The organism is Leifsonia xyli subsp. cynodontis DSM 46306 (assembly GCF_000470775.1).
GTDB lineage: Bacteria > Actinomycetota > Actinomycetes > Actinomycetales > Microbacteriaceae > Leifsonia > Leifsonia cynodontis.
The window spans coordinates 560,787-574,562 of sequence record NC_022438.1; the positions used below are offsets into that span (position 1 = coordinate 560,787).

At 71.2% G+C, this 13,776-nt stretch carries 11 protein-coding genes and 2 pseudogenes; 5 read left to right on the forward strand and 8 right to left on the reverse strand.

Features of this window, described 5'->3' with window-relative positions; genetic code table 11:
- Positions 1–74: 74 nt before the first annotated feature.
- The 5 genes and pseudogenes from O159_RS02645 to O159_RS02665 all read right to left on the reverse strand — a co-directional run bounded on the left by O159_RS02645 (position 75) and on the right by O159_RS02665 (position 4,431).
- Positions 75–860, reverse strand: a complete 786-nt coding sequence (locus O159_RS02645) for a DeoR/GlpR family DNA-binding transcription regulator (protein WP_021754219.1) — start codon at positions 858–860, stop codon at positions 75–77.
- Entirely contained in the window at positions 857–1,738 is an 882-nt protein-coding gene (locus O159_RS02650) for a class II fructose-bisphosphate aldolase (protein WP_021754220.1), read from the reverse strand. Before O159_RS02650 ends, O159_RS02645 begins: the two co-directional genes overlap by 4 nt.
- A gap of 15 nt (positions 1,739–1,753) precedes the next feature.
- A pseudogene (locus O159_RS02655) lies at positions 1,754–2,588 on the reverse strand (PfkB family carbohydrate kinase).
- On the reverse strand, positions 2,585–3,556 hold the full coding sequence (locus O159_RS02660; RefSeq protein WP_021754221.1) for an ROK family protein: 972 nt from the start codon (positions 3,554–3,556) through the stop codon (positions 2,585–2,587). The pseudogene O159_RS02655 and the gene O159_RS02660 overlap by 4 nt, the downstream one beginning before the upstream one ends.
- A complete protein-coding gene (locus tag O159_RS02665; RefSeq protein WP_021754222.1) occupies positions 3,553–4,431 on the reverse strand; it encodes an SIS domain-containing protein in 879 nt (292 codons plus the stop codon). Before O159_RS02665 ends, O159_RS02660 begins: the two co-directional genes overlap by 4 nt.
- 363 nt (positions 4,432–4,794) lie before the next feature.
- Between O159_RS02665 and O159_RS02670 the strand changes: the two genes are divergently transcribed.
- On the forward strand, positions 4,795–6,030 hold the full coding sequence (locus O159_RS02670) for a mannosyltransferase family protein (protein ID WP_021754223.1): 1,236 nt from the start codon (positions 4,795–4,797) through the stop codon (positions 6,028–6,030).
- Here O159_RS02670 and O159_RS02675 read toward each other — a convergent pair.
- A complete protein-coding gene (locus O159_RS02675) occupies positions 6,027–7,538 on the reverse strand; it encodes a helix-turn-helix transcriptional regulator (protein ID WP_021754224.1) in 1,512 nt (503 codons plus the stop codon). The genes O159_RS02670 and O159_RS02675 overlap by 4 nt on opposite strands.
- On the opposite strand from O159_RS02675, the gene O159_RS02680 reads away from it, so the two are divergent.
- On the forward strand, positions 7,537–7,803 hold the full coding sequence (locus O159_RS02680; RefSeq protein WP_021754225.1) for a hypothetical protein: 267 nt from the start codon (positions 7,537–7,539) through the stop codon (positions 7,801–7,803). The two genes, O159_RS02675 and O159_RS02680, sit on opposite strands and share 2 nt — an antisense overlap.
- A gap of 86 nt (positions 7,804–7,889) precedes the next feature.
- Positions 7,890–8,888, forward strand: a pseudogene (locus tag O159_RS13680) (IS481 family transposase).
- Positions 8,889–10,001: 1,113 nt separating this feature from the next.
- Here the strand turns inward: O159_RS13680 and O159_RS13090 are convergent.
- Together O159_RS13090 and O159_RS14890 are read right to left on the reverse strand one after the other, a co-directional pair.
- Complete coding sequence (locus tag O159_RS13090) at positions 10,002–11,189, reverse strand: hypothetical protein (RefSeq protein ID WP_021754227.1); 1,188 nt, start codon at positions 11,187–11,189, stop codon at positions 10,002–10,004.
- Complete coding sequence (locus O159_RS14890; protein WP_169725649.1) at positions 11,104–11,301, reverse strand: hypothetical protein; 198 nt, start codon at positions 11,299–11,301, stop codon at positions 11,104–11,106. Before O159_RS14890 ends, O159_RS13090 begins: the two co-directional genes overlap by 86 nt.
- 75 nt (positions 11,302–11,376) lie before the next feature.
- On the opposite strand from O159_RS14890, the gene O159_RS13095 reads away from it, so the two are divergent.
- Positions 11,377–11,964, forward strand: a complete 588-nt coding sequence (locus O159_RS13095; RefSeq protein ID WP_021754228.1) for a hypothetical protein — start codon at positions 11,377–11,379, stop codon at positions 11,962–11,964.
- Positions 11,965–12,038: 74 nt separating this feature from the next.
- The gene (locus tag O159_RS02700; protein WP_169725650.1) at positions 12,039–13,760 is read left to right on the forward strand and encodes a DUF4012 domain-containing protein; all 1,722 of its coding nucleotides are present in this window, start codon (positions 12,039–12,041) and stop codon (positions 13,758–13,760) included.
- Positions 13,761–13,776 lie beyond the last annotated feature (16 nt).

Sequence of the window (13,776 nt, forward strand, 5' to 3'; positions counted from 1 at the left end):
GTCGGCGCGAATTCCTCCGTTCCCTGTGGCCGTCGCTCGGGGGGAGGGGGGAGGAGGGCAGGGCAGGGGCGCGCTCAAGCGACGATGACACCGACGCCGTGCTCCGCGAAGGCGGCTCGCTGCTCGTCGGTGATGCCGTCGTCTGTGATCAGCGTCGTCAGAACCGCGGGTCCGCCGAGGGTCGCGAACGCCGTCCGGCCGATCTTTCTGGAGTCGGCCACGATCACCGCGCGCGTCGCCCGCCGTGCCATCAGCGAGTTCACGCTCGCTTCGCCCTCGTCGTGGACGGTCGCGCCGACGAGCGGGTCGATCCCGTTCACGCCGATGAACGCGATGTCCAGGGTGATCTTCTCCAGCACGACATCGCTGTACGGCCCGACCAGTTCGTACGAGCGGGCATGCACGACACCGCCGGTGACGACGGTCTTGATCTGCGGCCGCATCACGAGCTGCGCCGCGATGTTGATGGCGTTCGTCACGATCGTCAGCGTGGGATGGGGCGACGGCTCCATGAGGTCCGGTCGCGATCCCAGCACGGTTGCGACGGCGGTGCTCGTCGTCCCGCCGCACAAGCCCACCACCGCGCCGCGCGGGACGAGCGCGCTGGCCGCCTGCGCGATCCGCAGTTTCTCCGGCGCGCGCTGTTCGCGCTTGTAGCGGATCGGGAGGTCGTAGGCCACCGATTGCCCGACCGCTCCGCCCCGCGTGCGCGTCAGTAGCCGCTGCGAGGCGAGCGCGTCGAGGTCGCGTCGCGCGGTCGCCGCCGAGACATCGAGCTTCGTCACGATGTCCTCCACCTCGATCTGACCGGAGCCGGCCAGCAGGTCGAGCACGGCGGTGAGCCGTTCCGCCCGGTTCATGGCGTCGTCTCCTTCGTCCGTTCCCCCTCGCCCTCGGCGCTCGCTGCCACATCGAACAGCCGCATCAGCCGGGCCGCCTCCGCCGTCATCGCCGTGCGTCCTTCGCGCAGGTACGTCCGCGAGTCGACCGTGTCGGGATTCGCGGCGAGGTGCCTGCGGACCCCTGCGGTGAACGAGCGGTTCAGCTGGGTGGAGACGTTGACCTTGGTGATGCCCGCCCGGATCGCCGCCTCGATCGTCTCGTCCGCGGCGCCGCTCGACCCGTGCAGCACGAGCGGCACCGGAACAGCCTGCCGGAGAGTGGCCACCAGCCCGAGGTCGAGCCGGGCGGTCCGCTCCGTCATGGCGTGCGAGCTGCCGACCGCGACGGCGAGTGAGTCGACGCCGGTCTCGGCGACGAAGCGCTGCGCCTCGTGCGGTTCCGTGCGCACACCGGGAGCGTGTACCCCGTCCTTGCCGCCGATCTCGCCGAGTTCGGCCTCGACCGACACCTCGTTCGCGTGGGCGTGCTCGACGACCCGCACGGTCGCCGCCACGTTCCGCTCGTACCCCAGCGCCGCTCCGTCGAACATCACCGAGCCGAAGCCGAGGTCGATCGCGCGCCGCGTCAGCTCCTCATCCTCCGCGTGGTCCAGGTGAACGGCCGCGGACGCCGACGACCCCGCCGCGGCCGCGAGGGTCGCCGCCGCGATCGGCTCCAGCGCACCGTGGTACTTCATACAATTCTGCGAGATTTGCAGCACGACCGGCAGCCCCGTCTCCTCCGCGGCGGCGAGCAGCGCCTCGGCGGTCTCCAGATGGATGACGTTGAACGCGGCCAGTCCGGTGCGGTGGGCGACGGCTCTGCGCAGCAGGTCGAGCGTCGGGACGAGGGGCATGGGGACTCCGGTCGGTCAGGCGGGGACGAGGCGGGCCTCGAACTCCGCGTAGGCGGGGTCGAGCTCGCCCGCGAGCGCTGTGGCGACGGCCGCGACGGCGGCGTCACCGGCGCCCGTCGCGTTTCCCCTGAGCGGTTCGGGCAGGCGCACACCGACGGGTTCGGCTCCGGGGCGCACGGCGAGCATTCCCTCGGCGCCGAGCGACACGAGCACCAGCCCGGCGCCGGCGTCGAGAAGGAGGCGGGCGCCGGCGACCGGGTCGTCCGTCCCGGCGGCGCCGGGCCAGCTCGCGCCGATTGGGTTTGAGCACGCTCGCCCCGGCCTCCGAGGCCGCGAGGAGCGAGCGCCCGGCCGCGTCGATGACGCTCGGAATCCGGTGGGCCAGCGCGATCGCGACCAGCTCGGCGTAGATGTCGTCGGGCGCGTCCGGTGGGAGGCTGCCCGAGCCGACGAGGGCGGTCGCGTGCCCCGCGAGCCGGTTCGCTCCCTCCCGGAGCGCGTTCCATTCGGCGGCGGACAGCGCCCCGCCGGTCTCGGTGAGGATTGTGGCGGTCCCGGCGCTGTCGTCGACGATCGCGACGGTGGTGCGGGTGGCAGCGGCGACCGGCACCAGCTCGGAGGGGACGCTGCTCGTTTCGAGATCGCCGGCCAGGCGGAGCCCGGACGCGCCGCCCGCCGTCGTGAGCGCGAACACCGCCCCGCCGGTCTGGGCGATCACCCGTGCGACGTTCAGGCCCTTGCCCTCGGCTCGAGCAGCCGGGGGAGCGACCCGGTGCGTCTCGCCGGCTTCCAGCGCGGGGACGCGGTAGGTCAGGTCGATCGCGGGGTTCGGCGTGACGGTCAGGATCACAGGGCCGGCTCCCGCGCCGTCGCGGCGAGCAGGTCTCTGGCCCGCAGCGCAGCGCCGATGACCCCGGCGTTCTCGCCGATGAGGGCCGGCAGCAGTGCGGGCCGCCGCTGGAAGGTCAGGATGGTGTCGAGCTTCTCCGCGAGCGGCACGAACAGCGCATCCCCCGCCTGTGAGAGCCCGCCCCCGATGACGATCGCCTCCGGGGCGAGCAGCGCCACCGTGTGCGAGAGGTCGAGAGCGAGCGCGTCGAGGGCGCTCTCCCAGACCCTGGTGGCGGCCGGGTCCCCGGCTTGAGCGCGCTCGAGCACCTCGCGCGCTCCCGGAACGGAGCGACCGGTCAGCGCACTGTACCGGCGCGCGATGGCCGCGGCCGAGGCCACCGCTTCGAGACAGCCGTGTCCGCCGCACGCGCAGTCCTGCCCCTCGGCGACGCGGGAGTGTCCCATCTCGCCGGCCAGCCCTCCGCCGGCGTGCAGGCGGCCGTCCAGGAAGATCGCCCCGGCGATGCCCGTGCCGATCGCCATCACCACCGTGTCGCGGAACGGCGCTGCGGCCCCGAGCCGGTGCTCTGCCTCGCCCGCGCCGCGCACACCGTGGCTGAACGAGACGGGCATGCCGAGCGCCGCAGAGGCGCGGTCGCGGAACGGGAAGTCCCGCCAGCCGAGGTTCTCCGCGAAGACCCCGACTCCGGTGTCGTCGTCCACCTGGCCGGGCACCAGCAGACCCGCGGCGGCCGGGCGGACGCCGGGATGCGCGCCCGCGAACCCCGCTGCGAGATCCGCCACGGCCGCGACGACGGCCTCACCGGTGCGTTCCCCCTCGAGCGGTGTGGGACGCCGTACGATTTCCGCGATCCGGCCCGCCGGGTCGATCAGCGCCGCCTTCATATCGGTGCCGCCGACATCGAACGCGAGGACGGCCTCTCCGTCGCCGAGGGGAGTGGGGGAGGGGAAAGCTGGCTGATTCACGAGGACAGGATGACAGATCGCGTCAGGTTGCGTGGCCGGTCGGGGTCCAGCCCGGAGCGCCGGGCCCGTTCCAGGGCGACCCGTTGCGCGCGGACGAGGTCGGCCATCCCGTCGATGCCGCGGTGCTCGAAATGCGCCCCCGTGGCCGCGATGTCGTCGGCGAGGCCAGCCGGGGTGTCCCCGAACATCCAGGTCACCCGCCCGGGCGCGGCGATCGCGATCGGGCCGTGCCGGTACTCCTTGGCCGGGTACGACTCGGTCCACGACTGGGATGCTTCGCGCATCTTGAGCGCGGCCTCGTGGGCGAGCCCCACGCTCCACCCGGCGCCGAGGAACGAGTATTGGTCCGCGGTGACGAGGGTCTCGTCGAGCTCTTCCCCGATCGCGGCGCTGGCATCGTCGATGGCCGGTCCCAGATCGTGACCGAGGGAGGCGCGGATGAGCGCGAGGGCCGTCGTGGCGAAGCGCGTCTGCACCACCGAGCGCTCGTCGGCGAACGGCAGCGCGATCACGTCATCCACGAGCGTCACCAGCGGTGTCTCGGGGTCGCCGACGACACCGACGGTGCGGGCTCCGCTCCCGGAGGCCCGCAGCCGTTCGAGCAGTTCCAGAACCTCCGTCGTCGTCCCCGAGCGGGTGAGCGCGACGACGGCATCGTAGTCGCGGTCCACGAACGCCTCGGAAGCCGTGAACGGGTCGGTCACGCCGTGCCCGGCCGTCTCGCGCAGCGCCGCGTACGACTGCGCCATGAACCAGGACGTGCCGCAGCCGACCACGGCCACCCGCTCCCCGCTCGCCGGGAGGAGCGCCTGCTCGGCGCGCAGTCCCGCCGCACGCTCCCAGGTCTCGGGCTGCGAGCGCAGCTCGGCCTCCATGTGCGCGCCGGGTGGGGGTGTCCGTCACTGTGCTCACTGCATATCGTCGCGGATTGCCGCGACAATGATTGCTGATGAGCGATAAGTCTGTCTAGTGATCATCTTCGATCGTTCGGGTCGTGTTGACGCCACGGCTCCTCCCCGCATCACAGGCAACTGCTGCTAGCGTGGAACCCCTGTGCCACCGGGTCAGAGGCGCGGGCCCAGCCGCTTCGACCGGCGATCGTCATCCCGCTTCCGGTGGTGAGCGGACTTCCGGCTGCGCTCGGGTGGCCGCACAGCCCCTCAGCATCCTGATCTCTGCACCGATCTGCCTCCCGGCGGGGCGCACCCGGGTGCCCGCACCGAGTAGCATCGGAGGCTATGATCGCGGGCGTCATCAGTCTTGTCCGACCGGCAGGCAGCGGGCGGCAGCCAGCGCACCCGCGCATCCCGCTGTTCGGCCGCGAGTGGCGCTGGTGGCCGTTGCTGCTCGGGGTTTTCGCGGTGTCCCGTCTCCTCACGACGGCTTTCATGCTGGCGCTGTATGTGGCGGAGACCGCCGGGCACTGGCCCGCGGCCAGCCCGATCGGGCAGCACGGCTTCTTCCGCTTCTCGGCCACCTGGGACGCGTCCTTCTATCGGCGGATCGCGGACGGCGGCTACCCGCACACCCTGCCGGTCGATTCGTCCGGGGACGTCGAGCAGAATCCGTGGGCGTTCCTGCCGCTCTATCCCCTGATCGTGCGCGGTCTGATGGCGGTCACAGGGCTCGGCTTCGATCTTCTCGGCGTCCTCGCCGCGGTCGTGTTCAGCGCGCTCGCGACGCTGGTGCTGTACCGTCTCGTCGCCTCCCGCGTCGGAGCGCTGAGCGGCTTCTGGGCCGCGGTCTTCTTCTGCTTCGGGCCGCTCTCGTTCGTGCTGCAGATCGCGTACGCTGAGAGCCTCTTCCTGCTGCTGATGTTCTCCGGTCTCTGGATGATGATGGAACGCCGCTACCTGGCCGTCATCCCGCTCGCCGTCGCGGCCGCCTTCGCGAAGCCCGGGGAGCTCGCGCTGCCGCTCGCACTCGGCATCGTCTTCCTGGTCCGGCTGGCGCAGGCTCGGCGAGGCGGCGAGGAGTTCCCAGGCCGCCAGCGCGCTGCGATGATCGCCGCTGGCATCGTCTCGGCCCTCGCCGGACTCGCCTGGCCCGTCGTCGCGTCCGCAGTCACCGGCATGCCGGGCGCCTATGTGGAGACCGAGCTCTCCTGGTGGACGGGATTCGTCGGCCGGGTGACGTTCGTGCCGATGACCCCGTGGTTCCTGCTCACCTGGACGTACGCGGGCCTTGCCGGGGCGGTGCTCGCCGTCTCCGTCGTCGCCGGGTACATCTGGCTGTTGCGCCGCCCCGGCATCCGGGAACTCGGTGTCGAGGTCGTCGCCTACGCGGCGAGCTACGGCCTCTACCTCTTCGCCGTTTTCCTGCCGCAGCAGAGCCTGTTCCGGCTGCTGATGCCGCTCGCACCCCTCGCGGGCACGCCGGGACTCACCAGCCGGGCTCGCGCGATCGTGCTCGTCGCCGGTGTCGCACTGCAACCCGTGGCCCTGCTGCTGCTTTGGTTCCTCGGCTACCCTTAGGCGGCGATCGACTGGATGAGCGAGGCCAGTTCCGCGCGGTTCGAGACAGAGGTCTTCCGCATGATCCGGTGCAGGTGGCTCTCCACGGTCCGCACGCTGAGCACGAGTCGCGCGGCGATCTGCGGGTTGGACAGGCCGCTCGCGACGAGTCGCGAGATCTCGCGCTCGCGTTCGGTCAGGTTGATCGCCGTCGCGAACATCCGGGTCGCGTCGTAGCTGCGGCCCGGCAGGTCGGCGATGAACGCCTCGCGCACCCGGTCGAACTCGCGCGCCCGCTCGTGCTCGCCATCCTCGTTCAGCCACTCGGCGGCCAGGCGGAACGCGACGACGGCCAGACCGGGCCGGCCGCTCGCGGTCAGTCGTGGCGCGAGGGCGGCGATCGCGTCCGCGTCTCTGTCCTGGCGGGCGATCAGGAAGGCGAGGTGTGCGTCGAAGAACTCGGACTGCATCCCGCGGAGGAGAGCGGATGCGTGCTCCACGCCGGCCGGGTCCGGGTTGAGTTCGAGGGCCGACAGCAGGGCGAACACGCTCCCCGAGTGGATCCCGATGCCGTGGAGGTGATCCGAGTGGGCGCGGAGCAGCTGTGCTGCCTCGTTCGGCTGTCCCCGGTAGGCGACCAGCTGGGCGGTGCTCCAGGCGAGACCCGAGCGGCCGATCAGAGTGCCGGCGGCGGGAGTGGCGGCGATGTCGGCGCGCAGCCTTTCGCCGAGGGCCGCGTTGTCCCGGCGGACTGCGACCACGGAGGCCAGCGCCTGGATGCCGATGTGGTCGGTCAGATCCGTGAGCGGGGGCTCTCCGAGAGCGAGCGCGACGGAGATCACATTCTCCGCCTCGCTGTACTGCCCGGAGACCGTCAGGCACAGCGCTGCGACGAAGCTGTGGGCGCGGAGCCCGGAGACATCCAGATTGGCGTGCGCTTCGTCCACACCTCGCTCCGCCCAGGCCAGCGCCTCGGCGTGCCGGCCCTCGCCGAGCAGGGTGTAGCCGTGCGCGGCGACGATGTCGGTCGAGATGTCGGCGGTCCCCAGTTCGGAGAGCTGGTCGAAGAGCGCGTGCGCCTCAGCGAACCGGCCGCGGAGGGCGGCGATGGTGAGCGCGATTTCGAGCAGCCGTGTGCGGATCGGGTGCGGGAGGTCGCCGCCGGTCTCAAGCCGATCGTCCGCGTCGTCCGGGATGCCGCGCACGGCCGCTTCGAGGAGCACGGCCTCGGCGTCGGCCAGCCGGGTCGCGGGGCCGAGCCCGGTGGTCCGCTCGCGCAGCTCGCGGAGCACCTTCTCGAGGTCGCTCCCGGAGGCGAGCTGCCACTGAGCGCGCAGCACGGCCAGCCGGGCGAGGTCGACCGGCTCGCCGGCGCTGTTCTCGGTCTGGGCGAAGGTCCGGGCGACGAGGCTGTCCGAGTCGGCGTCGGCCAGGAGCGCCTGCAGGTATAGCGCGGTGGGCGGAGCCGGCTTCCGGCGCGTTGCGCCACTCCGCTTCGGTGACGACGCGGCGCGTTCGTGCGCGCTCATGGACGAGACGCACGAACAGAGCGTCCCCGTCGCCCAGGCCGTGCGGGACGACCGGGGTGTCGGCGAGGATGGCCTCCAGCGAGTCCAGCGAGCCGAGCACGACCCGGATCCGGCTCGCCAGGCGCTGCCGCCGCACGGCGGAGGACTCGTGCCGGTAGAACTCGGACAGCAGCGGCGGGCCGACCGTGACCAGCTGGTGGCTGCCGCTCGGGACGATCCGGAGGACGCCCGCGTCCGCGGTGTGCTGCTCAGGGACGTTGGTTGAGGTGTGACGCGATAGATGGGTGAGGACCTCCCGGTCGAGAGTGGGGCTGTCTAGTTTCCCTGCACTCGATGACTTAGGAGGTCCTCGTGACCCACGCTAATGCTGCTTTGACTCCTCGCGAATGCCTCCGCCTGGCCCGCCAAGTCGTCGACGACGGCTGGTCCGTTGCTGCGGCGGCGACCTACTTCCGAGTGTCCTGACGCACCGCGGACCGATGGGCTCGTCGTTACGTGGAGATGGGCGAGGCGGGAATGCTGGACCGTTCGTCACGGCCGCATCACAGCCCGAACAAGACCCCGCGAAGACTGGTCCGCAAGGTCGTGCATCTGCGGTGGAAGAAGCGGCTGGGACCAGTCGGTATCGGCGCCCAGCTCGGCATGCCCGCCTCGACCGTTCACACGGTCCTCTCCCGGTGCCGGATCAATCGGCCCAGCCACGTCGACGTCCGCACCGGCGAACCCGCCCGCCGCTACGAGCACGAGCATCCCGGATCGATGATCCACGTCGACATCAAGAAACTCGGCAACATCCCCGACGGTGGCGGCTGGCGCTACGTCGGACGTCTCCAGGGAGAGCGGAACAAGGCCATCACCGCGAAGCGGACCGGGAAACACGGGATCACCGGCGACATGATCACCGGCACAGCGTTCGTTCATACCGTCATCGACGATCACTCCCGTGTCGCTTACGCCGAGATCCACGACGACGAAACCGCCGCCACTGCAATCGCTGTTCTGCGTCGAGCGGTCGGCTGGTTCGCCAGCCGTGGCGTCACCGTCGAACAGGTGCTCTCCGACAACGGCTCCGCATACCGCTCATACGCCTGGCGCGACGCTTGCGCCGAGCTCAGCATCCAACCGAAACGCACCCGGCCCTACCATCCGCAGACGAACGGCAAGATCGAACGCTTCCACCGCACCCTCGCCGACGGCTGGGCATACGCCCGGCACTACAACTCCGAATCAGCCCGCCGCAACGCACTCCCGGCCTGGCTGCACTCCTACAATCACCACAGGCCCCACACCGCCATCGGCAGCCAGCCACCCATCAGCAGATTGACCAACGTCCCTGAGAAACACACCTAGCTGCTCCAGGACGCTGTTGTCGCTCAGCTTGAGGGCCGTCTCCAGGTCGCTCACGCCGACCATCGCGATCATCTCGAGCGCTTCGCGGTGCTCGTCGCCGAGGCCGGAGAGATAGGTCTCGACCGCGCTGCGCAGGGATGGGCTCCACAGGCTGCGCCGGGCCATCCAGACCTCGTTCGTCAGCAGCAGGCGTCCTTCGCGCGCGGCGAGGTCGATCATCGTGAGGGCGAGTCCGACATTGCCGCCGGACTTCGCGTAGACGCGGCTCATGGTCCCTGCGTCGATCATTCCGCCGAGCCGTTCGGTCAGCACGATCTCCAGATCGTCGTACCGGAGCGAGGGGAGGTCGATCACGTATCCGGCCGCGTGCGCGCTGTCCGCGCTGAGCCGCGAGCGCGTCCTCGCCGTCGGCACCCGCATCGAGCGCTGGACGGCTTCGATCGCTCCGAGCGAAGCCTCGTCGAGCAGGTCGGCGTCGTCGATGAGAATCACACTGCGTCCGCCCCCGACCGATGCGCTGAGCGCGTCGATCGCGTTCTGCAGCGGCGACGCGGAGCGGCGGTCGCCAGTGAGCTGAGAGCCGATGCCCGCGGCGTGGACCGCGGCCAGCGGATTGCCGCGCAGCGAACGGATGCCGTTGATCCGCACGACGCTCGCCTGGCTGTCGGCGGCCGCGAGCGCGAGCGCGTCGAGCACGCTGGTGCGGCCGCTTCCGCCGATGTCGATATCGGCGCCCACGGAGAGCAGATCGCGCGCCAATCTGAGCACAGACTCCCTGCCTACCAGGGCGGGAGTGGGACGGGAGACGAATGATTCGAGCATAAGGATATTTTCGGATCAGGATAAGAGATTTCGGGTTGCGCAATCTAGAATCTCAGATTATGATTGAATACGCAAGATAGGAATTTCCTATACGCAATACCCTTTGCGTACCTCGCTAAGCCCGCTTGGCGGCACGTGCTTCCCTGAAGCGCTCGGTACGAGGCCCCGACCCGCGGGAACAATCGGTCCGAGCGGAGGTGAGACCCGAATCCATGACGAAACCCCTGATCGAATCAATGCCCGACATCGCGAACCTCGGCCCGGCCAGCCGATCCGCCGCGCCCCTGGAACTCATCTCCCGGCGCGTTCTGGACGATGCGCTGGCCGCCGCCCGCCCCGGAGCCGTCCTCCTTCTGGAAGGGCCCTCCGGCTCCGGTAAGGCGCTCGGCTGTCCTGGCCTCCGACGGCAAGCGGGACGCGATCGTCGCCACGGCCGACGGTCTCGCCGCCCCCGAACTCGAGGCGATCGCCGCTGCGGCCGGCGTTCCGGCGCTCCTGATCGCGGCGGACGACAGCGCGCGTGTCCGGCTGCTCGCCCGCGGCATCACCCCTGTCGTCATCGGTTCGGACGAACTCCGCTTTGACCTCGCCGAGGTCGCCCGCGCCGCCGGTCTCGCCGCCGTGCGCCTCAGCCGCCGGCAGCTCGCCGCGCTCGCGGCCCGGACACAGGGCCGTCCCGTCCTGGTCGCTCGCCTGCTCGCCACGCTTCCCCGCCACGTCACGCTCTCCGACGGCGCTCTGCACGCCGCGTGGACGACGCTCGCCCGCGTCACCGCCGACGACCTCGCCGAGCGCTTCGGCGCAGCTTGGACCGCGATCGCCTCCCGCATCGCCGATGTGCCCGTTCTGACGGCGCCGCTGCGTTCGCGGCTCGCGTCTCTCGAACCGGCGGCCGAGGAGATCCTCTCCGTCCTGGCGGAGCGCGGTCTCGCCGCCGAGACGCTCACCCTCGGGGAGCCCGCACTCCGCGTCTGCGGTGTGGACGCCGATCCGGCCTCCACCGTCAGCGACGACGCCTGGCTCGCCCTCGCCCTCTCCGAGTACCGTCGAGTCGGCGCCGACCTGGAGCTCGCCACGTTCTACGCCGACCGCGGCGACTGGGCGGAGCTCAGCGGCCTGGTCCGTCGCCGGTGCGCCGAACTGCTGCGCTCGCCGGAGCGCGCGGCGGAGATCGTCTCCCGCATCCCGGCCTCCGTCTTCGCCCAGGACGCCTGGCTCGTCGTCGTCGAGCGGATGCTCGGCGCCGAAGCGGGCATCGCTGTCCCGCCCCGCCGGCTCAAGAAGCCCGCTGGCACCATGCCCGCCGCTGAGCGCGCCTGGCTCCAGGCGGGCAAGCTGCGGATGGAGATCGCGGACGGATCGTTCACCAAGGCGGTCGCCGAGGCCACCTACCTCAACACGTCTCCTCGGCCAGGCCGACCTTCCCGAGGACGAGACGGCCGAGCTCTGGCTGCAGAGCGCCCTTCCCCCGTTCCACACGGGAAACTACGCGGAGGCGGCTCAGCGGCTGGAGGCGGCGCTCGGCCTGGCCGAGCGTGCGGACCGCCGGCACGTCGAGCTGGCTGCCAACGGCCTGCTGGCGCTTTGCCACGCTCTGCGCGGGCGCCTTCCCGCGGCGGAGACGGTCATCGAGCGCATCCTCCCGTCCGAGCTGTCCGGGAGCGAGGTGACGGCGTGGAGCATCCCGGCGTTCATCGCGTCCGCTTTGATCAGCGCGGAGAGCGGCGACGCGGCCGGCGCGAGTCAGGCCCTGGGCCGGGTGCGCTTCGATCGCCTCGGCCCCTTCTGGGCGCTCTTCGCCGCGGTCTCCGGTCGCGCCGCGCTCGCCGACGATCTTCCCGAGCTGACCGTCGACCGCCTGCGCGTGATCGAGCAGTTCGCGGGCGACACCCCGGCGAGCAACCACGATCGTGGGCTGTTCGCTGCGGCCCTGGTCCTCATCCAGCTCGCCGCCGGCCGGCCCGCGGCCGCGATCCAGACCCTGACCGGGTTCGACGACGGCCGTGAGAGCACCCTGCTCGTGTGCGCCCTCGCCGGACACGCCTCTGGCGGTGCGGACGCCGTCGTCCAGCTGATCGAGCGCGTCGAGGCGCGTCGTGTGTCGGCCGTGACCCGTGTGGGTGCGGCGGCCGCCCGGATCGCGCTGGTCGCGCCGGAGCGCCGCCAGGACGCGCGGGCGCGGCTGGACGAGCTGTCCAGGAACTGCGGACTCGAGAACTACGCCGCCCTCATCGCGGAGGTGGCGAGCCGATGAACCGCAAGAACAAGAGCAGACGGGGTCGCAGAAGCGCGAACGTCCGTCGGAGCCGCCGCCTGGTCCTGGTCTGGATGGGCGTTCTTCTCGCCGGCGTCGTCGGCTGCGCGGCCTGGGTCGGCATTCGGATGTTCCTCTCCTATACGGAGCTGAGTCAGGCCCAGACCGAGGCGTCCGCCGTGGTCGCGGCTGTGTCGGCCGATCCCGCTCAGGCAGCCGAGTACGAGTCCGCCCGGCTGGACGCGCTCGCCGCCCGGCTGGATTCGGCGAGCGCCCTCACGGCGACCCGATCTGGCGGGTCGCGGAGGCCATCCCGTTCGCGGGCGACAACCTGCGCGCCTACTGGCTCACAGTCGACGGCCTCTCCACCGCGGTCGGTGACGGTCTGCGCCCCGCTTGTCCCCGCGTTCGCCCGGATGGGAGCCGCGATCTCGCTGACCGACGGCCGCGTCGACCTCGCGCAGGTCGCGGAGAGCGCCCAGGAGCTGGGCCGGGCGTCCAGCGTGCTCGAGGAGAGTCGCAAGACGCTCGCCGGCGCTGACGGGGGAGCCGTCGTGACTCCGCTGGCGGACGGCGTCCGCAAAGCGGGTTCGATGGTGGACGACCTCTCGCACACCGTGTCGGCGCTGTCGACCGCAGCGAAGGTGATCCCGGCCGCGCTCGGCGCTGATGGCGAGAAACGCTATGGGCTCCTCATGAACAACAATGCGGAGCTGCGCACGACCGGCGGCATCGCCGGTGCCATCTCGCCCGTGACGGCGACCGACGGAGCCATCGCGCTCGGTGACCAGCTCGTCCCCGACGACCTCAACCCTGCGACAGCCGCCGCCCCGGCGGTGACCCGCGAAGAGGCGACCCTCTTCGGCCCCACGCTCTCGTCGTACATCCAGAACGTCAATGCCACCCCGGACTTCTCCCGGACGGCCGCTTTCGCCTCCGAGCTGTGGGCCGATGCGCGCGGCGAGAAGCTCGACGGTGTCGTGTCGGTGGACACGGTCACCCTCAGCCGGCTGCTCGCGGTGACGGGCCCGGTCACGGCCGAGGGCCGTGAGCTGACCTCCGAGAACGCGACGAAGGTTCTGCTCAACGACATCTATCTGCAGGTGACCGATCGCGCGGAGCACGACCGTTTCTTCGGTGCGGTGACCCGTGCGGTCTTCGACAAGCTTCTGCACGGTGGCGCCTCGGCGCTCGGCATGGCGAAAGCGCTCGATGCCGCGGCGGAGGAGGGCCGGATCTCGATCTGGTTCGCCGACCCGGCACTGCAGAGCGCGATCGCGGGCACGAACCTCGCCGGACCGACGGCGCGGCTGAGCGACGACGGGGCGCCTGTCGGCGTGTTCCTCATCGACGGCACCGCCGGAAAGATGGACTACTACCTCGACGGCTCGCTCGCCGCCTCCTGCACGAACGGCGGCAAGAGCGGCGTCTCGGTGACGACCACCCTGCGCTCGACCGCACCCGCGGAGATCGCGAACGCGCCCTGGTATGTGACCGGAGCCGGACAGTCCACCACATCGGTCGGCAGCATCCGCACCATGCTCCAGTTCGCCTCCACAGACAGCCTGCGACCCGAGCGGGTGACGGTCGACGGCAAGCCGGTCACGCTCAAGTGGGCGACGATCGACGGCCGCAATGTCGCCGTCGCCGTCGTCGACCTCGCTCCCGGAGCCACGGCGACCGTCGGCGCGGACTTCGCGCTGCTGCCCGCGAAATCCGTCACCCTCGACCGGATCGTCGGCACGCCCACCGCGACCGCCTTCGCCACGAAGGTCGACGCCGGCCGCTGCGGCTGAACGTCCTCTTGCCCGC